The organism is Proteus sp. G3927 (assembly GCF_963894685.1).
Classification (GTDB): domain Bacteria; phylum Pseudomonadota; class Gammaproteobacteria; order Enterobacterales; family Enterobacteriaceae; genus Proteus; species Proteus mirabilis.
The window spans coordinates 86,766-105,662 of record NZ_CAWQGX010000028.1 but is presented as its reverse complement, the minus strand read 5'-3'; the positions used below and the strand labels follow the sequence as shown (position 1 = coordinate 105,662).

The 18,897-nt window shown below is 38.6% G+C and carries 17 protein-coding genes; 6 read left to right on the top strand and 11 right to left on the bottom strand.

Features of this window, described 5'->3' with window-relative positions; genetic code table 11:
* Nucleotides 1-121 precede the first annotated feature (121 nt).
* Nucleotides 122-1,324 carry a serine hydrolase gene (locus tag AACV00_RS11755; RefSeq protein ID WP_004247605.1) on the top strand — a complete coding sequence of 401 codons (1,203 nt, stop codon included), beginning with the start codon at nt 122-124 and terminating at the stop codon, nt 1,322-1,324.
* 89 nt (nt 1,325-1,413) lie between these two features.
* On the opposite strand, the gene AACV00_RS11750 is transcribed toward AACV00_RS11755, so the two are convergent.
* The 4 genes from AACV00_RS11750 to ybjG all read right to left on the bottom strand — a co-directional run bounded on the left by AACV00_RS11750 (nt 1,414) and on the right by ybjG (nt 7,778).
* Nucleotides 1,414-3,084: a formate--tetrahydrofolate ligase gene (locus tag AACV00_RS11750; protein WP_004244535.1), complete on the bottom strand. Its 1,671-nt coding sequence runs from the start codon at nt 3,082-3,084 to the stop codon at nt 1,414-1,416.
* Between the two features lie 345 nt (nt 3,085-3,429).
* Nucleotides 3,430-4,794, bottom strand: coding sequence for an L-serine ammonia-lyase (locus AACV00_RS11745; protein ID WP_004244536.1), 1,365 nt, complete (start codon nt 4,792-4,794; stop codon nt 3,430-3,432).
* A 114-nt stretch (nt 4,795-4,908) separates the two neighbouring features.
* Nucleotides 4,909-6,237: an HAAAP family serine/threonine permease gene (locus AACV00_RS11740; protein WP_004244537.1), complete on the bottom strand. Its 1,329-nt coding sequence runs from the start codon at nt 6,235-6,237 to the stop codon at nt 4,909-4,911.
* Between the two features lie 929 nt (nt 6,238-7,166).
* The gene (gene ybjG / locus AACV00_RS11735) at nt 7,167-7,778 is read right to left on the bottom strand and encodes an undecaprenyl-diphosphate phosphatase (RefSeq protein WP_004247606.1); all 612 of its coding nucleotides are present in this window, start codon (nt 7,776-7,778) and stop codon (nt 7,167-7,169) included.
* Between the two features lie 237 nt (nt 7,779-8,015).
* Here ybjG and AACV00_RS11730 point away from each other — a divergent pair, with 237 nt between their 5' ends.
* Entirely contained in the window at nt 8,016-8,441 is a 426-nt protein-coding gene (locus AACV00_RS11730; protein WP_004252055.1) for a secondary thiamine-phosphate synthase enzyme YjbQ, read from the top strand.
* A gap of 266 nt (nt 8,442-8,707) precedes the next feature.
* Here the strand turns inward: AACV00_RS11730 and AACV00_RS11725 are convergent, their stop codons facing one another.
* The gene (locus AACV00_RS11725; RefSeq protein ID WP_004244541.1) at nt 8,708-8,971 is read right to left on the bottom strand and encodes a GrxA family glutaredoxin; all 264 of its coding nucleotides are present in this window, start codon (nt 8,969-8,971) and stop codon (nt 8,708-8,710) included.
* A gap of 170 nt (nt 8,972-9,141) precedes the next feature.
* Here AACV00_RS11725 and AACV00_RS11720 point away from each other — a divergent pair, with 170 nt between their 5' ends.
* The 3 genes from AACV00_RS11720 (at nt 9,142) to rlmC (ending at nt 11,280) form a co-directional block, all read left to right on the top strand.
* Nucleotides 9,142-9,444 (top strand): YbjC family protein, encoded by a 303-nt coding sequence (locus tag AACV00_RS11720; protein ID WP_004247610.1) that lies wholly within the window; start codon nt 9,142-9,144, stop codon nt 9,442-9,444.
* A gap of 170 nt (nt 9,445-9,614) precedes the next feature.
* Nucleotides 9,615-10,118: a YbjN domain-containing protein gene (locus tag AACV00_RS11715; protein ID WP_004244546.1), complete on the top strand. Its 504-nt coding sequence runs from the start codon at nt 9,615-9,617 to the stop codon at nt 10,116-10,118.
* A gap of 28 nt (nt 10,119-10,146) precedes the next feature.
* Nucleotides 10,147-11,280, top strand: a complete 1,134-nt coding sequence (rlmC, locus tag AACV00_RS11710; RefSeq protein ID WP_036971346.1) for a 23S rRNA (uracil(747)-C(5))-methyltransferase RlmC — start codon at nt 10,147-10,149, stop codon at nt 11,278-11,280.
* 142 nt (nt 11,281-11,422) lie between these two features.
* Here the strand turns inward: rlmC and artM are convergent, their stop codons facing one another.
* From artM to AACV00_RS11680, 6 genes are all read right to left on the bottom strand, one after another.
* Entirely contained in the window at nt 11,423-12,091 is a 669-nt protein-coding gene (artM, locus tag AACV00_RS11705; RefSeq protein WP_004244548.1) for an arginine ABC transporter permease ArtM, read from the bottom strand.
* Nucleotides 12,091-12,795: an arginine ABC transporter permease ArtQ gene (artQ, locus tag AACV00_RS11700; protein WP_036971348.1), complete on the bottom strand. Its 705-nt coding sequence runs from the start codon at nt 12,793-12,795 to the stop codon at nt 12,091-12,093. The genes artM and artQ overlap by 1 nt, the downstream gene beginning before the upstream one ends.
* 30 nt (nt 12,796-12,825) lie before the next feature.
* Nucleotides 12,826-13,560 (bottom strand): arginine ABC transporter substrate-binding protein, encoded by a 735-nt coding sequence (artJ, locus tag AACV00_RS11695; protein WP_004244550.1) that lies wholly within the window; start codon nt 13,558-13,560, stop codon nt 12,826-12,828.
* Between the two features lie 14 nt (nt 13,561-13,574).
* Nucleotides 13,575-14,303 (bottom strand): arginine ABC transporter ATP-binding protein ArtP, encoded by a 729-nt coding sequence (artP, locus tag AACV00_RS11690; RefSeq protein ID WP_012367698.1) that lies wholly within the window; start codon nt 14,301-14,303, stop codon nt 13,575-13,577.
* A gap of 106 nt (nt 14,304-14,409) precedes the next feature.
* Nucleotides 14,410-15,873, bottom strand: coding sequence for a DUF2867 domain-containing protein (locus AACV00_RS11685; RefSeq protein ID WP_036971351.1), 1,464 nt, complete (start codon nt 15,871-15,873; stop codon nt 14,410-14,412).
* 51 nt (nt 15,874-15,924) lie between these two features.
* Nucleotides 15,925-16,827, bottom strand: a complete 903-nt coding sequence (locus AACV00_RS11680) for a lysine exporter LysO family protein (RefSeq protein WP_004244553.1) — start codon at nt 16,825-16,827, stop codon at nt 15,925-15,927.
* 345 nt (nt 16,828-17,172) lie between these two features.
* Here AACV00_RS11680 and AACV00_RS11675 point away from each other — a divergent pair, with 345 nt between their 5' ends.
* On the top strand, nt 17,173-18,846 hold the full coding sequence (locus AACV00_RS11675) for an ATP-dependent nuclease (RefSeq protein WP_020945404.1): 1,674 nt from the start codon (nt 17,173-17,175) through the stop codon (nt 18,844-18,846).
* Nucleotides 18,847-18,897 lie beyond the last annotated feature (51 nt).

Sequence of the window (18,897 nt, the reverse complement as noted above, 5' to 3'; positions counted from 1 at the left end):
CCTCTGTAGGGCGTTAAATATGAATATAAGATAAATCTTTATCTATCAATGTTGGCGTCTTATTCCATAAAGCCCTATAGTAGGAAAGCTTTAACAAATTGATATAAAAGGATGATCGGTAATGAAAACAAATCTTCCATCCGTATTGGCTAAGGTTACCGCGGGAATGGGTTTACTGCTAATTATTTCTAGTCCTACTTTTGCGGTGAATAATCCTGTGCCGCCTCAAATTGAGGCTAAATCTTACGTATTAATGGATTATAACAGTGGAAAAATACTTGCTTCAGAGAAGCCTGAAGAGCGCCTAGATCCTGCCAGTCTAACCAAAATAATGAGTAGTTATGTGGTAGGACAAGCGATAAAAGAGGGACGTATGTCGCCCGATGATATTGTTATTGTTGGGCGCAATGCTTGGGCGACGGGTAATCCTGTTTTAAAGGGCTCATCCTTGATGTTTTTAAAACCAGGCGATCGAGTTAAAGTGATCGACTTAAATCGAGGTATGGTGATCCAATCTGGTAATGATGCCAGTATTGCGTTGGCAGAGCATGTTGCCGGTAGCCAAGAAACCTTTGTTGATCTTATGAATACCTATGCCGCGAATTTAGGTTTAAAAAACACTCACTTTAAAACAGTACACGGTCTAGATTCTGAAGGGCAGTACACCACAGCACAAGATATGGCGTTATTAACAGCTGCCATGATCCGCGATGTACCTTCAGAATATGATATTCATAAAGAAAAAGAATTTACCTTCAACAATATTCGCCAGCCAAATCGTAACCGTCTATTGTGGAATAAAAATATGAATGTCGACGGTGTAAAAACCGGGCATACCAATGGGGCTGGCTATAACCTTGTCTCTTCGGCAACCGAAGGAAATATGCGTCTGATTGCAGTGGTTTTAGGGGCGCCATCAGATAAAGTGCGTTTTGCTGAAAGTGAAAGATTACTCGGCTGGGGTTTCCGCTTTTTTGAAACCGTGACACCTGTAAAAGAGAACGTGCCCCTGACTACGCAAAAAGTATGGTATGGCGATAAAGGTGAAGTGGCTTTAGGTGTTGCTAAAGATGCATCAATCACCATTCCTAAAGGAGAGTTAAAGAACTTAAAAGCCTCTTTTACATTGACTAACCCCGAATTAGAAGCACCATTAACACAAAATCAAGTCGTAGGAACAGTGAATTTCTTACTAAACGATGAAGTGATTGAGCAGCGTCCATTAGTGGTAAAAGAAGCGGTTGAAGAAGGGGGGTTCTTTAGTCGTATCTGGGACTTTGTGGTTAAAACAGTCTCTGGTTGGTTTAATGCGCTTTTTGGTTAATTAAGCTCATAATTACTGAAAAACTCACCCATTTAAAATAAGAATGCTAGTATTAACTGGCATTCTTTATTGAGCAGGTTTTAAGTGCCTTAGAACAGTCCTTTTATTGCCCCATGATCATCAACGTCCATCGCCATTGCTGCCGGTTTTTTAGGTAATCCTGGCATCGTATTTATTGTGCCCGTTAATGCAACAACAAAGCCTGCACCAGCACTGACATACACTTCCCGGATATTAATGGTAAAATCAGTCGGGCGACCAAGTAATGCGGGATCATCTGATAGAGAATATTGCGTTTTTGCCATACAAATAGGGAAATGGCCAAAGCCCATATCCTCGATTTTTGTTAGCATCTCTTGGGCGTTAGCATTGTAAGTCACCCCTTTTGCACCATAAATTTCTTGAGCAATGGTCTCTATCTTTTGCTTTAAAGGCATATTATCAGGGTAGAGTAATTGAAACTGTGGTGCATCATTTTCTAGTGTATCAATAACCTGATTGGCTAATTCAATACCACCCGCGCCACCTTTTTCCCATACTTGACTAATGGCAAAACGACATCCTCTTTGCTGGCAATATTGGGCGATAAATTCATGCTCTTTAGCAGAGTCTGTCACATAAGCATTTACTGTAACAATAACCGGAACACCATATTTTTTCAGATTTTCAATATGCTTACCTAGATTTTCGATCCCCGTTGCCAAAGCGGTGAGATTTTCGTGATCCCACTGTGTTTTGCCTAAGCCACCATTATATTTTAATGCCTTAGTGGTAACGACTAAAACTGCACAGTCTGGTTGTAAGTCGCCTATGCGACATTTGATATCAAAGAATTTTTCCGCACCTAAATCAGCGCCAAATCCCGCTTCTGTTACAGTGATATCAGCCAGTTGAAGAGCAAGTTTAGTCGCTCTTAGGCTATTACAGCCATGGGCAATGTTGGCAAAAGGGCCACCATGAATAATCGCGGGGGTATTTTCTAAAGTTTGTACTAAATTAGGATTAAGGGCATCTTTAAGTAAGGTTGCCATAGCGCCGACAGCGTTGAGATCTTCAGCACTAACAGGCTCGCCTTCATAGTTATATGCAACGATGATACGTGCTAAGCGCTGTTTTAAATCATTAATATCTTTTGCTAAACAAAGGATAGACATAATTTCGCTAGCAACGGTGATAACAAAGCTATCTTCTCTAACCACCCCATCTTTGTCGCCACCTAATCCAATCACTAAATGACGTAGTGCGCGATCATTCATATCCATACAGCGCTTAAAAATAATCTTTTTAGGATTAATGTTAAGGGGATTACCTTGATAAAGCGAGTTATCTAACATCGCTGCTAATAAATTATTTGCAGAGGTGATAGCATGAAAATCACCGGTAAAATGAAGATTGAGATCTTCCATCGGTACAACTTGTGAATATCCACCGCCAGCCGCTCCTCCTTTTAGACCAAAACAAGGGCCTAAGGAGGGTTCGCGTAATGCAATAATGGCACTTTTGCCTAATTGATTAAGGGCTTGTCCTAATCCTACCGTAACGGTGGTTTTACCTTCACCTGCTGGTGTGGGATTAATGGAAGTGACAAGCACCAATTTACCCTGTTTTTTTGAGGTGATTTTTGACCAAATACTCTGGCTAAACTTGGCTTTGTATTTGCCATAAAATTCAATATCGTCTTGGTCTACATTTATTTTTTTAGCAATATCTTGGATGGGTAAAAGCGGTGCTTGATGGGAAATTTCAATATCTGATTTCATTTTGGTTCTCTTTTTATCCCGTGTAGAGCTACATGAGTGATAATGCATCAATGCTATCGATTCAACAGATCAAGAAAAAATGTGTCGCTCTGTTGCTACTTATTGAGCGAATAACCCTCTAATTAATCAACTTTAGCTAATAATATAAATATGACCAATAGATTTATAGGTTTATAGATATTGGACTTTAGAAGATATGCTCGGTGTCACATGATACTGCCATTGTGATAAAAATATAAAATTATTATGTTGTGATTGGAGGGATCATGGTCGGGGAGCAAAAATAAATAATGCCAGCAAAAGCTGGCATTGGTTTATGGGTAACAATCATGTCAAAGTGTTAAATTAATCGCAAGAGACTTTAATGGCTAAGCCACCTTGTGATGTTTCACGATATTTAGAATTAATATCTTTACCTGTTTCATACATAGTCTCGATGACTTTATCTAAACAGATACGTGGATCACTGACACGACGAAGCGCCATCCGTGCTGAGTTTACCGCTTGTACGGCAGCAATAGCATTACGCTCGATACAAGGCACCTGTACTTGTCCTGCAACCGGATCACAAGTAAGACCTAAGTTATGCTCCATCGCGATTTCAGCCGCAATACAGACTTGCTCAGGACTACCCCCTAGCAGTTCAGTTAAAGCCCCTGCAGCCATTGAGCAGGCTACACCGACTTCACCTTGACAACCCACTTCAGCACCGGAAATAGAGGCATTCATTTTGTACAGCGATCCAATAACACCGGCCACTAAGAAAAAGCGTGTATAGGAGTTTTCGTTGACTGGGCGAATAAATTTATCGTAATAGGAGAGTACGGCAGGAATAATACCGCATGCGCCATTAGTGGGGGCTGTTACAACACGTCCACCGGCGGCATTTTCTTCGTTTACGGCTAATGCAAACATATTGATCCAATCAACCACTGTCATAGGATCGGTGGTGGTTTTATCTTCAGTCACTAACATACGACGTAATGCAGACGCGCGACGAGGAACACGTAATGGTCCCGGTAATAAGCCTTCGGTATTAACACCGCGCTCGATACCTGATTTCATTACCTCCCAAACGGCAGCAAAATGGGCTGAGATCTCTTCTTTACTGCGTAATGCAAGCTCATTTTGCATCACCAGTGCAGAAAGAGAGAGGCCGGTTTCCTTACAGTGACGTCGCAAATCAGCAGCATATTGATAAGGATAAGGTACTTCAACTTTATTCTCTTCGGGCTGACCAAAATGCTCTTCATCAACAATAAAGCCGCCACCAATGGAGTAATAGGTTTTTTTCAACAGAAGTTGTTCGCCATTATAGGCGCTGATAGTCATACCATTTTCATGAAGAGGTAAATTACTTTTATGAAAATTCATGCCTCCAACCGCGGGGAAATCAACCTCTTGAGCACCATTAGCTAACATCAAACGTCCGGTATTTTCGACTTGTTTAATAAAAGGTGCGATAGCGTCAATATCAACCGTATCAGGTAAATTACCGGCTAATCCCATAATAATCGCGATATCTGTTGCGTGACCTTTACCTGTTAGAGATAAAGAGCCATACACATCAACGACTACGCGGGAAACAGAGGAGAGAAGGTTTTTCTCAGCAAGTAAATCGACAAATTCTTTACCTGCTTTCATTGGGCCTACCGTGTGTGAGCTTGAAGGTCCAATACCGATTTTAAAAATATCAAAAACGCTAACCATAATATTCGCCTCCCTAATTTAAAGGCGCACTGTGTGTTATTAGAATGAAAACTGTTTTGTAGACTGTAGCGATATGGCTACTTTCATTTTAGAAAGTAGCCATCGATAAACTTATTAGTTAAAGAAATAATTAATGAAAGTATTACCTAAGGTGTAGAAAACCGCTGAGATTGCAATCAGACCCATGATAACAACAAATACGTTGCTAATATGGCCTTGATATTTTTTCATCGCTGGTACTTTACGGATAGCATACATAGGCATTAAGAACAGTAACATTGCGATGATTGGGCCACCCAGTGTTTCAATCATACCAAGGATACTTGGGTTTAATGTTGCAACGATCCACGTTGTAACCAACATAAACAGAGCTGTGATTTTGTTTAAACGATCTTTTTCGACATTCTTACCAATTCCGCGCATCCCTTTGATAATTAAGCCATTGAAACCTTCACGAGCCCCTAAATAGTGACCTAAGAAAGATTTAGTAATCGCAACAAAGGCAATGAAAGGTGCAATGTAAGCGATAACGGGTGCTTCAAAGTGGTTAGCAAGATAAGACAGAATACTGATATTTTGCTCTTTTGCTTCAGCTAAATTTTCTGGTGTTAAGCTAAATACGCAGCTAAACACGAAGAACATAACAGTGATCACCATCATAATATGAGCATAAGCTAAGATGCGTGAACATTTTTTCTCTGCATTGTCACCGTACTCTTCGCGTTTTGCCACAGCAAAAGCAGAGATGATTGGTGAGTGGTTAAAAGAGAACACCATCACAGGGATAGCTAACCATAAGGTTACTAACAAGCCTTGGCTCATACCAGAAGTTGATGCGTGATCAAAAGAGAGCGTATCAAGAATGGCACCATTCCATTCAGGAATGAGGTATAAAGCAAGTACCATCAAGATGGCAACGAATGGGAATACTAAGACACTCATTGCTTTAACAATAGCTTGTTCACCAAAGCGAATGATACACATAATACCGACAATCAGTACCAGTGATAAAATCGCACGAGGTGGTGCTGTCATATGCATTTGGTGAACAATAAAGCTTTCTACCGTATTAGTGATAGCGACACTGTAAACCAACAAGATAGGATAAATAGCAAAGAAATAGAGCAGAGTGATTAATACACCTGCTGTTTTACCAAAGTGTTCTTCAACCACTTCAGTAATATCTTCACCTGGATTTTTACCTGATAGCACAAAGCGACACATACCACGGTGTGCAAAAAAGGTCATAGGAAAAGCAAGTACTAACATAATCAACAGAGGAATTAAGCCACCAATCCCGGCATTGATAGGTAAAAACAGAACGCCAGCACCGATAGCTGTACCATACAAACCGAGCATCCATACTGTGTCTGACTTACGCCATGTTTTGTAATCACTTTGGGTATTACCCTGTGCGATAGAACCAGCTTTGGTTGTATCCATAATACTCTCCGAAATAACGCGGTAAAAAAATAATGAAAAATAAAGTGAGTCATTGCCTTTTTACAAAGCAATCACTGCATAAATTTTATTATGAATAAATGAGCGCATTGAGTGCCTGGTGTTATCTCAATATCTTCAATTACCACATACTAAAAAAGCTAGATTTTAAAAGAATAAAAATCTTCTAAAATTTGAAAAAATATTCAATAAGTTTATATCTAGACTTTAGATGGGCAGAATATAGTGTTTTTCAGGATAAACTACCGTGATCACCATCTCAAATGCTAAATATAACTAAAAAATCGCTAAATGTAACATTTTTTATACTTTGTGCTTTTTGTGTGCTGTTTATAAACATTTTGAAATGGTTTTCCAAAATTGTTTATTTTTTAGAATAAAATTAAATATAGAAATATTCATATGTTAATGATTATTTTTCCTGCTTTCTATTTTTTATAAAATAGATGATTTAAATCAATGAGGTTATTTTTATTTACATTTAAAACATTATTTTAACTTTATAATATGTTGATTTATATATAAAAAATAAATTTTGTGACTTGGCTAAAAAATCACTTAAAAGCCTATAGAAATAAAAAAATATGATTATTTATTAATGGTCTTCTACTGTTTGATAAAATAGTTATCTCATTATTTTATCAATAACAGAAATATTGTTTATATTTGGTACAATATTCCTGTTAATAAAATCATAAAATATTTTATTTCTAGTGAATATAAAAACTTCATTTTGATTAAAATAACAACGAAATTATTTTTTGGACAAAAAATATAATAATAGAGAATATTTTTATTCATATATTAATATATAAAATCTTTATTTATTTATATTAAATAGCAGAAAAAGACAATAAAAAAGACCACATTAATACTGTGGCCTTTTGCGGTTGTTTCTTATCCTAATAGGATTAAGCTTTTGTCCAACCTTTGCGAATAGGATATGCAAAGCAGAGTTGATAGAGCTGGTGGATAGCTTTTTGTAACTTTTTCCCGCCTTGTGACCAAAGTATTTGGCTTAATGCACAAGAGAGGAGAGCAACAATAAATGCACCAACCATATCTATTGGCCAATGGACGCCAAGATAAATACGAGCCCAAGCAATCGCAAGACCTAAAATAAGCATCAGCATGCCAATACGTTTACTGTTATGCCAAAAAAGATAAGCCAGTGCGATAGTAAACACGAAAGTACCATGATTACTAGGGAAGGAAGGCGTTGCCTCATGATCAAGGAAGTTATAACCGATATTGGCAGCAAAAGGGCGATCATGGGGAGCTATCATACCGATAAACCAAGAGATAGAGAGGGCAATAATCAGAGCGACCCCAGCCTTACAAGCTAAAGTCCTTTGCTGATCAATATGTTTTTCATTTCCCCATAGCCAATAGAAAGCTAAAGACAGAGGGAACAAGTAAACTAAGTATTTAGCAATAAAGATCGCGACATTAATCTCTAAAGGGGAGGCCGAAGGGGTTGCATTCATCAATGAAAATACGGCTAAATTGAGTTGTTCCAGCAAAGTAAGCTCCATATATATCGTGCTGATAGGCAATGTTTATGGTACATAATCAGTCAATCCCACAAGGTTAAATGAGGCTGTGCGCAGGGTAAAGAGTAATTTTCTTATTTAATTGTGCTTTTTTTCAAGAATTGTCAGTTTTTTTTCGCTGACTGACTGAATTGACTAAAAAAACACTTTACCCTTGAGTAATTGCACTTTTTTATCTATCACCCATATGTTTAAAGGTATTAATCAATGTGGTTTCAAAAAGAGATTTTACTTCAAGCAAAACCGAGAGGATTTCATTTAATCACACAGGCACTGTTGCAAGAATTACCCGAACTCAGACAATACAAAATAGGTATTGCTCATTTTTTTATTCAACATACTTCTGCGTCATTAACCATTAATGAAAACGCCGATCCGACTGTACGTAGTGATTTTGAAAGTTTCTTTAATCGCTGTGTGAAAGAGCATGAAGCTTATTACCTTCACACTTATGAAGGCAGTGATGATATGCCTGCCCATCTTAAAAGTAGTTTACTTGGTCAGAGTGTGTCGGTGCCTATTTGCCAAGGGGAATTAAATTTAGGTACATGGCAGGGGATTTATTTAGGTGAACATAGAAATCACGGTGGGCGTCGACGTATTGTGGTGACATTACAAGGAGAGTGTTACTGAATTTTAGGCAATAAAAAACCCGACAGTTATTTCACCAAAAGGGGTTGAAACTATCGGGCTCCTCAATATTTGGGGACATCAAAGAAAAGCAGTGGCACTAATTCAGACTACGAGTTAAAAAGAAAGTTCGCCAATTAATGAAAAAAATTAGAAATATTTTTAGTAAGTGGTCTGAAAAGGGAAAAAACAACGGAGAAAGTAGTAGGTAAAAAAGAATGAAAACGCTAAAACACATTGATAAATAAAGTATTTTAGCGTTTTAAAAATTAGTTATAGATGCCTAAATGCTCTTTCGCATAAGCTTCAAAATCTGTGCAGCCACCAATGTGTTTTTCATCAATAAAAATTTGTGGCACAGTTTCAACTGGTTTACCGACAGTTTTTGATAAGTCTGCTTTGGTAATACCTTCAGCTTGAATATCCACATAGCGGAAATCAAAGTCATCACGTTTTTCAGACAAGGTTTCAGCAAGTTGTTTAGCTCGGACACAATATGGGCAACCAGGACGACCAAAAATTACAACAAACATACGACACTCCTTATTGAGGAAATAAATTCAGGCATAATAGTCTTTATTTGTGAATACTATGCCTTTTTATTCGAATAAACAAAAACAGTTATTGCCTTTTAGTGTAATAAATTATATCAATTTGCTGAATGATGATATAGGACTAGTGCAAGGTGATGAACGGAGACAACATGGAAAAGCCCTCTAAACGGGATATGAAAACACTATCAGATATGCCAAAGCCAATTATTATTATTGAACTAATTGGTATTGTGCTATTGGTTATCGCTTACTTATATATTAATCAATATATGACTTCACCGGAATGGTTAACAACCTATACAGGGCAATTGACCTTGGTTGTTTTAGGGGTGCTTTGTATGATCCCACCTGCAATACATATCGTTTGGCGAGCGATCTATCGTTTAACCTTCTTAGGTATTGATACTAAAGCAACTGAAAATAAAAAGAAAAAGCCACATAACGAAAAATAAATACGCTTTTATATGATGATGAGTGAAAGAGGCTAGGTGACTTAGCCTCTTTGTCACTTGACTTTATTTGTGGCGTTTTTCTATTTATTACTGCCTTCTGGTGAAAAAAAGTGGCAAAATAACATCAATGCAGAAAAGCACTCTTATTTTTAGCGCGTAAAGGTTATTTAATGGACGCTGTTGTTACTATCGATCTGGATCAGCTGAAATCTTGGCTGGATGAATTACAGATTGCTTTCTATGAATGTGACTCTTGTCAGGCGTTACATTTACCTCATCTTCAATATATCAATGGTATTTTTGATGCTAAAATTGATGTGCTTGATGATGTGCTTGTTTTTACCGCTATTGCTGAATTAAAACCATCAGCGATAGTGCCTGTTATGGCAAATCTTAGTCAAATTAATGCAAGTTCCCTATTTATTAAGACGTTCCTAGAAATTAGCGATGAAAACTTACCGAAATTAGTTTTGAGCCAATCTTTACCTATTGCTGTGGGACTATCATTTAATCAGTTCGATCTGTTTTTACATAAGGCTGAAGAGCAGTCAGCAGAAGTGATCAGTGAGATCTTTAATAATGATTTTCTGTATGGCGAAAGACAAGAAAATGAAGAAGATGAAGATCTAGACATAACATCATCATCAACAGACTCTTCATATACTGTACATTAATTACTATCTATAACGGTCACAAAATCTTATGCAATGCGCACGCTCCAGTGCGGGTGATTGCCACTCTTGTGAGTGGCTTTCTCTTGCTTATTCCGAACAAATTAATCAAAAACAACATAATCTATTAGACTTATTGCCCAAAAACTACGCGTTTACTCAATTAGCGCCGGTAGAAAGCCAACAAGTTCAATTTCGTAATAAAGCGAAAATGGTGGTAAGTGGTAGTGTCGAAAAACCGATTTTAGGGTTACGTAAACCAGAGGGGGAAGGTGTTGATTTATGCCAATGCCCACTCTATCCCGCTTCTTTTGAACCGGTTTTCCCAATATTAAAAACCTTTATAGCCAAAGCAGGATTAGTGCCTTATAACGTGGAACGTCGTCGAGGCGAGCTAAAGTTTATTTTATTAACAGAAAGCCGCCACAATCACAGCATGATGCTACGTTTTGTGCTGCGCTCAGAAAAAAAACTGGCGCAACTTCGCCAAGCATTACCATGGTTACAGGCTCAATTACCCCAATTAGCCGTCATTTCGGTGAATATCCAACCTGTCCATATGGCGATATTAGAAGGTGAGCAAGAAATTGTATTAACAGAGAAAACCTTTTTAGATGAATATTTTAATGATATTCCGTTACATGTTCGCCCGAAAGGTTTTTTTCAAACCAACCCCGATGTTGCTGCGTCACTGTATGCAACGGCAGGGCATTGGGTCAAAGAGTTGCAGATAAACCGGTTATGGGATCTCTTTTGTGGCTCAGGGGGGTTTGGCTTACATTGCGCACAAAAAAACACGGAATTAACAGGCATTGAGATTAGCCCTGAAGCGATTGAATGTGCACGTTTATCCGCCAATGAATTAGGGTTAGAGCATGTAGAGTTTCAAGCGCTGGACTCTACTGGTTTTGCTTTAGCAAAAGAGTCTGTTCCTGAATTAGTACTGGTTAATCCGCCACGACGAGGTATTGGCGAAACGTTATGCGACTATTTAAATAGTATGAAGCCTCGTTTTATCCTCTATTCCAGTTGTAATGCTCAAACGATGGCAAAAGATATACAACAACTTTCTCATTATCGTATCGATAGAGTGCAACTGTTTGATATGTTCCCTCATACTGCTCATTATGAAGTGTTGACGCTCTTGGTTTTACAACAAAGTTAAACGCTCATTTAATCGCAATAACATGTTATTGTCGTTAACGCTTGATAATTTTAACTGCACAACTTAATAACCCCCAAAGCGGTTGTTCAACTTTGGGGGTTAATTTTAAAGCAAAAAAAGTGGTGTAATGATTTAAGTTACACTAATCACGATGTTCAAAAGCTAAGGCTTTCTTCTCAATTAATCTCATTAACAGTGTCAGTATTCCATTGATAGCTAAATAAATAATGCCTGCAGCAACAAATACCATCACATCATAATTTTGCCCAAAGACTTGTCGGCTATAGCCGGTTAGCTCAAGTAAAGTGATAGTGCTAGCAAGAGAAGTACTCTTGAAAATCAGCACCACTTCATTGGAATAAGAAGAAAGGGCGCGTTTGAAAGCATAAGGTAAGATGACATTCGCTGTTTGTAGCGGTGACATACCTAAAGCTTGGCAGGATTGCCATTGTCCAGCAGGTATCGCCCTGACTGCACCGTGGAAAAGGAGTGTTGAATAAGCCGCACTATTTAATGCTAATGTCACCATGGCGCAAAACCAAGGTGTGGATAATAATTCCCACAACAGAGGATATTCTTTTAATGAGGGGAATTGTCCTGGTCCATAATAGATTAAGAAAAATTGTACCAACAAAGGTGTGCCAGTAAACAATGTAATATAGACTTTTACGATAGGTGAAATAACAGGGACTTTTAATGCCAAAATAAAAGTCATTAATACCGATAACGTAAAGGCGACTAAGAGCGCAACAAAAGTCAGTGATAAACTGGTCGGTAAGCCTGGTAAAATATCAACAATATAATCCCACATTATGAGGCACTCCGTTCAAATCGGGTCGTTCTCATCTCTAACCATTTCAGAATATATTGGCTGACTAATGTAATGGCTAAATAGATAAGTGCCACAATGCTATACCAAGTAAAAGGCTCTTGAGTACGATTGGCAATACTCTGGGTTTGTAGCATTAAATCATTAACGCTAATTAATGAGACTAAAGCGGTATCTTTTAAGAGCACTAACCACTGATTACCGAGTCCGGGTAACGCGTGACGCCACATTTGGGGCATGATAAAGCGGAAAAAAATGGTGATTTTTCCCATACCCAATGCCTGTCCTGCTTCCCACTGTCCGGTTGGCACGGCTTTTAATGCACCACGTAAAGTTTGTGAAGCGTAAGACGCATACAGAAGTGAAAGGGCGATAACACCACAATAGAAAGGTAAAGATTCAGTATCACCAAAGTCAAATTGTAAGGTGAAAGAACCTAATTCAATACCATCCATGAGCATCATGACACCTTGTAAGGTGCCATAATAGACAAAAAGAACCACCAGCATTTCTGGCAGTCCTCTAATTAGTGTTACCCAGCAAGTTCCTAGAAAAGCAAAGGCTTTCCACTTTGCGGATTCCCACGCAGTAAACAGCATGGCTAGAACTAATCCGATAATAAGAGCAGAAATAGCAAGTGTGACCGTAGTCACGGTCGCACCTGCTAGCGTTGTTATTTCATTCATTTATTAAGCTATTGTTGTTATTAACTATAATTATTCAAACCATTTTTTATAAATGACATCATAGGTGCCATCGGCTTTTACTTCAGATAATGCTTTGTTTAATTTATCTTGTAAATCAGCATTACCTTTTCTTACTGCAATAGCAAGGCCTGTACCAAAATAGTTAGGATCAGTGACCTTATCACCGACAATGCCTAATTCAGGATTCTTTTTCAGCCATTCATTAACCACAGCGGTATCACCAAAGATAGCCTCGATACGACCATTTTTTAGGTCTAACACGGCATTTTGGTAACTGTCATAAGGCACCGTTTTCATCTCTTTATGTTGTTCATTGATGAATTTCTGATGGGTTGTCCCATTTTGGACACCAATTTGCTTGCCTTTTAAGCTTGCAACATCGGAAATTTTACCTGTCACGGTGATAAAGACCGCTGAGTTGTCATAGTAAGAATCAGTAAAATCTACCTGTTTTTGACGCTCAGGCGTAATATCAATCCCCGCCATTAATGCGTCAAAACGACGGAATTTTAAGCTAGGAATTAAGCTATCAAATGATTGATTGGTAAAAGTACATTCAGCATTAATTTTTTCACACATGGCATTTGCTAAATCTACATCAAAACCAACGATTTGATTGTTTGCATCAATCATTTCAAATGGAGGATAAGTTGCCTCAGTAGCAAAACGAATAGTCTCTTTATCAGCCGCTGTTGCAGAAAGTGTAATACTGGTCAGAAGTGCTGCAAATAATATTTTTTTCATTGTCAGATCCCGATTTAGTGTGACAAGTAATTAGCAAAAGCTTCCGTTTGAGGGGCAGTGAAATGATGATTATCACCTTGCTCTATAATACGGCCGTTTTCCATATATACAACTTTGCTTGCGGCTTTGCGCGCAATTTCAACTTCATGGGTCACAATAACTTGTGTGATCCCTGTTTCAGAAAGCTCTTTTATGATATCAACAACTTGAGCCGTAATTTCTGGATCAAGTGCTGCCGTTGGTTCATCAAATAACAGTACCTGAGGCTCCATCATTAATGCTCTTGCAATGGCAACACGTTGCTGTTGTCCACCGGATAAATGCAGTGGAAAACGTTGTGCATAATCACTTAAACGTAAACGCTCAAGTAATTTCATCGCTTTTTCTTTAGCTTGCGGTTTTGCCAAGCCTAATACACGACAAGGTGCTTCAATTAAATTATCAAGAACCGTTAAGTGTGGCCATAAATTATATTGCTGAAAAACCATGCCAACATTTTGGCGTAATGTACGAATCGCTTTCGCATTCGGTTGCTGGCCAAAATCAAAATGTAGACCAGCAATGTCTAATTCACCAGAACGAGGCATTTCTAATAAGTTTAGAACTCGCATTAGAGAGCTCTTACCCGCACCACTTGGTCCTAACAGAACCATTGTTTCACCAGCAGAACATTCTAGATTAATATCATAGAGTGCTTGGTGCGAACCGTAGAAACAATTTATATTTTTTAATTGAATACTCATGCGTTTTTTTTGAATAGTCATTAACTGTTTCAAATGATAAAACGATGAGAATAATTATGCAACTAATAGTGCATAAAAAATTGCTTTTTTTACTTAAAAATGGATATTAGGACGATTGCTCGGGCTTTTTAGGTGAATTTTTATCCAATCTATAGGCGCAAGTTGAGATGGTTTGAGCCATACCTTTAAAAATAAATAAATGGGCTGGCATCATGGCAAACCAATAGAGTAAACCACTAAAACCAGCAGGATGCCACCAAGCACGGACATCTAATGAGCGTAGGTTACCACTATCGTGAATAGTAAAAGAGAGGCGTCCCAAACCGGGGGCTTTCATACCGAAGAGTAAAGTCAGTTGTTTTTCAGGCTCTAACTTTATTACCCGCCAACCATCAATCATATCACCTAGCGCTAGCGTTTCACGCTGAGGGCGCCCATAAGTGACTTTGTTGCCAACAAGATCATCTAATAAAGCACGTGTTTTCCATAATGCATTACCATAAAAATAACCTTGTTCACCACCAATTTGCTGAACGACATGCCAAAGTGCCGCCGCACTCGCTGGTGTTGACACTGTACATCCGGCATTTTTGGGATAATAGCCATAGCCGGGTTTCCAACGGTTACGTACTTCAGGAGAGTAACCCCAATCTTGATCATCTAAAGCCGCTTCTTCATCTGCGAGTGTTTCTCTGACTGCGTCATCAAAAGAAATTAACTTTTGTGGGATCAGTTTGCGTAAAGAGGCATCTTTAGCGGGAAGATCGTATTTAAGCCCTTGGATAAGCTCCTTGGCGATTGAAGTGGGTACTGAAGTTATTAGGCTAATAAACCCAGCAGAAATAATACTGGCGGGGATAGGTAAAGGGATCAGTAATCGTTTTTTGCCGGAGATGTTAATAAAGCGCTCAAAAAGTGTTTGATAGCTAATATATTCAGGGCCACCGGCATCAAAAATGCGGTGTTGATGGGTTGGGTGATGAATAATTTCTGTTAAATAGTAAATTAAATTTTTTAACGCAATAGGAGATGATTTTGAACGCACCCAACGTGGCGGGGTTAATATCGGTAAGTTATATACCATATCTCGCATGATCTCAAAAGCGGCCGAACCGGGGCCGACAATCATAGAGGTGCGGATTTCTGTCACAGGAATAGAGCTGGTTCTAAGTACTTCTCCCGTGAGCTTGCGGGCAACAAGATGGGGAGAGTAGGGTTGATCTTTATGTTGGAGCGCACTTAAAAAAATAATTTGTTTAACGTCACTCTCTTCTAAAGCATCGACGACGTTCAATGCCGCTTGGCGCTCTTGTTCGATAAGGTTATGGGCATCTCCCATACTGTGTACAAGGTAATACACAATATCCGTATTACGGATGACATCTCGTAATGTTTTGGGATCGTGTAAATCAACAAATACACAGCGTGTATTTTGCCACCCTTGCGACATCATCCAATCGACTCTACGAGCACCGGCGGTGACTTGATGGCCTTGTGCTATTAAGGCAGGAATAAGATTTTGTCCAATATGTCCACTGGCACCTAATACCAATACACGCTGTTGATTCATCGTTAACCCACTGTAAGAAAAGACGTAATAATACTATTGTTACAAAATTTTCTATGAAGTAAAGAACGCCATTAAGATTGGTGTGACCAAACTTAATACGAAACCATGCACAATTGCAGCAGGAACTATGGCAACCCCTCCACTGCGTTGTAATACAGGTAGCGTAAAGTCCATAGAAGTTGAACCACAAATACCTAATGCCGTATTTCTATAACGATTAACAATAATGGGGATTAGCATGATAGCGGCTAATTCACGCATTAAGTCATTAAAGAAAGCGGTACTACCAATTACCGGGCCAAACGCATCGGTTAATACGATCCCCGATAAAGAATACCAACCATAACCAGAGGCTATCGCTAATCCCATTTTTGTGGGTAATCCGAGTAAATAAGCCGCTAATGCACCACCTGCAAGGGCACTTATTGCCATCACTATTGCAATGGTAGTACCGCGACGATTAATTAAGATCTGCTTTGGACTCATGCCACTATTACGTAATTGTAGACCAACAAGCCATAATAAAAAGATAAGTGCGCCTTGGCTGGCTTGAGATGCATAACCAAAAATTGACCATCCGGTTAAACCGACAAAAAAACCTACTACCACTACACCACAAAGTTGTAGTGATTCGAGTACCATTTTGATACGTGAAGGGGGCTTAGCTTGTTTATGTGCAGGGACATGCCAGGGATCTTTTTTATCCAGCAACCATAAAAACAGCAGATTGGCACCAAAAGTACAGATAAAGAAGACACTGGCATAGGCAAGGATAGAAAATAAATTTTCACCAATATTATCTAACATGGCTAAGCTAACCCCCATTAAAAAGAGGATCACATAAACCATTGCACTAAGTAAACGGTTAGCCAATTGAAGCAAAGGGCGATTGTTTAACTTAATCAAATACCCTATAAACAGGGGCAATAGGATAATCAATAACCCTGATAGCATTTCTATTCCTTACTGTGTGTTGTCAAAATTATAAAATAAACTAATAACGCGAATTGTATTATAACATTTGCTAATAGTTATGTGGATATAGAAACCGCGATAAGTTGAAAATTTTTATTACAGAAGAAGAGCCTAGCACGATCTGATTAATATAGCCTTAATTGTTTGAAAAATGAGCTAATTAGTTATGTGTCGAATAGTTGAGTAAATTTTATTACGCTCATGAGGAACTGTGTTTTAATAAAAATAAGTCATTAAGTAAAATTATTATCAGAAAGCGTATAAAGTTGATAGAGATGCAATAGATGAACCATAACAACTGAGTTGCGACCTGAGAGGGAATTTATGTATTTAGAAAGAGTGGAAATAGCAGGATTTCGGGGGCTTAATCGCCTTTCTCTCCCCCTTGATATGAATACGGTTTTGGTTGGCGAAAATGCATGGGGTAAAACTTCATTACTTGATGCGTTAACCTTGAGTTTGGGGATCGAAACTTATCAATATGCTTTTACAGCAGAAGATTTTCATCGTTTACCTAATGAGCCAGAAAACAGTAAAAAAAACCTACAAATTATTCTGACTTTTACCGAATCACGTCCTGGTCGTCATCGCTCGTATCGTTTTCGTAAATTAGCACCCGTATGGATAGCTAATGGGGACGCTCGTAAGCATATTTATTACCGTATTAGTGCAGAATTAGATGAGCAGCAAAATGTCAAAACCTTTCGTTATTTTCTGGATAAAGAAGGTAAACAGATCCGTTTAGCGAATGGACAGACCAAAGCGATTATTGCTGAAATTGTGCGCCTTTATCCAGTATTGCGTTTACAGGATGCGCGTTTTATACCTAATTTAACAACAGAAGTTATTGACCCTCATAACGAGCCTCGTCGTGAAGCATTTAATAATAAGATGAGTGAATTAACGAAAGCATTAATTAATAACCCAGACAATTTATCAGATGAAGATTTACGTGAAGGGTTAGATGCAATGCAACAGTTATTAGGACACTATTTTGCTGATCACGGTGCGCTACTGTTTAAATCTCATTTGAAACATCGCAAAGTCAGTGAGCCACATATTCGAGGATGGCATGCACTAGAAAATATTAATAAGATTTTAGCGAAACCTAATCAGCGCAATATCCGCTTAATTATTTTAGGTATGTTCTCTTCTATTCTACAGTCACGAGGCAGTGTCGAACTTGATCCTTATGCAAGACCGATAGTGATTGTAGAAAACCCTGAAACTCGCTTACACCCTATTATGCTTTCTGTGGCATGGGGATTATTAAATCTCTTTTCTTTGCAACGCATTACGACAACCAATTCAGGGGAGTTACTCTCCTTAGCACCACTACAAAGTGTTTGTCGATTAGTACGTGATACAGATAAAGTTGCCGCTTATCGACTTGGCGACAAACAACTTCATGCAGAAGAAGAGCGTCGTATCTCTTTTCATATTCGTTATAACCGACCTTCTGCACTCTTTGCTCGTTGTTGGTTATTGGTCGAAGGGGAAACGGAAATCTGGCTAATGAACGAATTAGCCAGACAATGTAACTACTTCTTTGAATCTGAAGGGATCAAAGTCATTGAGTTTGCGCAGTGCGGACTTAAGCCACTGTTAAAGTATGCTACCTATATGGGTATAGAATGGCATACGTTGGTTGATGGCGATGAGGCGGGTAAAAAATACGCCGCCACCGTTAAAGAATTTGCCGCAAAAAGAAATGATGCGGAGCGTGACCGATTAACACGGTTGCCAGCATTAGATATGGAACACTATTTATATAAAGAAGGTTTTCGCAATGTCTATCATGAGGTTGCGGGTGTTCCTGATAATGAAAAATGGCCAGTAAGACGTGTGATCATAAAAGCGATACAACGTTCATCAAAGCCTGATCTTGCCTTAACGGTTGCTAATAATGCTGCACAACGAGGTATTGATGCTATTCCTACTTTATTAAAGGTGATGTTTTCTCGGGTAGCATGGCTTGCGAGAGGAAAAGCCAATTAAGTCATTTTTCTATGCTTCTATTTATAGGGGCATAGATATCTTATTGTGTTT

What these genes read in the sequence shown, in the direction of transcription:
- AACV00_RS11755 (WP_004247605.1), top strand. Translation starts at nt 122, where the DNA reads ATGAAAACAAATCTTCCATCCGTATTGGCTAAGGTTACCGCGGGAATG.
- AACV00_RS11750 (WP_004244535.1), bottom strand. Translation starts at nt 3,084, where the DNA reads ATGAAATCAGATATTGAAATTTCCCATCAAGCACCGCTTTTACCCATC.
- AACV00_RS11745 (WP_004244536.1), bottom strand. Translation starts at nt 4,794, where the DNA reads ATGGTTAGCGTTTTTGATATTTTTAAAATCGGTATTGGACCTTCAAGC.
- AACV00_RS11740 (WP_004244537.1), bottom strand. Translation starts at nt 6,237, where the DNA reads ATGGATACAACCAAAGCTGGTTCTATCGCACAGGGTAATACCCAAAGT.
- AACV00_RS11730 (WP_004252055.1), top strand. Translation starts at nt 8,016, where the DNA reads ATGTGGTTTCAAAAAGAGATTTTACTTCAAGCAAAACCGAGAGGATTT.
- AACV00_RS11725 (WP_004244541.1), bottom strand. Translation starts at nt 8,971, where the DNA reads ATGTTTGTTGTAATTTTTGGTCGTCCTGGTTGCCCATATTGTGTCCGA.
- AACV00_RS11720 (WP_004247610.1), top strand. Translation starts at nt 9,142, where the DNA reads ATGGAAAAGCCCTCTAAACGGGATATGAAAACACTATCAGATATGCCA.
- AACV00_RS11715 (WP_004244546.1), top strand. Translation starts at nt 9,615, where the DNA reads ATGGACGCTGTTGTTACTATCGATCTGGATCAGCTGAAATCTTGGCTG.
- rlmC (WP_036971346.1), top strand. Translation starts at nt 10,147, where the DNA reads ATGCAATGCGCACGCTCCAGTGCGGGTGATTGCCACTCTTGTGAGTGG.
- artM (WP_004244548.1), bottom strand. Translation starts at nt 12,091, where the DNA reads ATGTGGGATTATATTGTTGATATTTTACCAGGCTTACCGACCAGTTTA.
- artQ (WP_036971348.1), bottom strand. Translation starts at nt 12,795, where the DNA reads ATGAATGAAATAACAACGCTAGCAGGTGCGACCGTGACTACGGTCACA.
- artJ (WP_004244550.1), bottom strand. Translation starts at nt 13,560, where the DNA reads ATGAAAAAAATATTATTTGCAGCACTTCTGACCAGTATTACACTTTCT.
- artP (WP_012367698.1), bottom strand. Translation starts at nt 14,303, where the DNA reads ATGAGTATTCAATTAAAAAATATAAATTGTTTCTACGGTTCGCACCAA.
- AACV00_RS11685 (WP_036971351.1), bottom strand. Translation starts at nt 15,873, where the DNA reads ATGAATCAACAGCGTGTATTGGTATTAGGTGCCAGTGGACATATTGGA.
- AACV00_RS11680 (WP_004244553.1), bottom strand. Translation starts at nt 16,827, where the DNA reads ATGCTATCAGGGTTATTGATTATCCTATTGCCCCTGTTTATAGGGTAT.
- AACV00_RS11675 (WP_020945404.1), top strand. Translation starts at nt 17,173, where the DNA reads ATGTATTTAGAAAGAGTGGAAATAGCAGGATTTCGGGGGCTTAATCGC.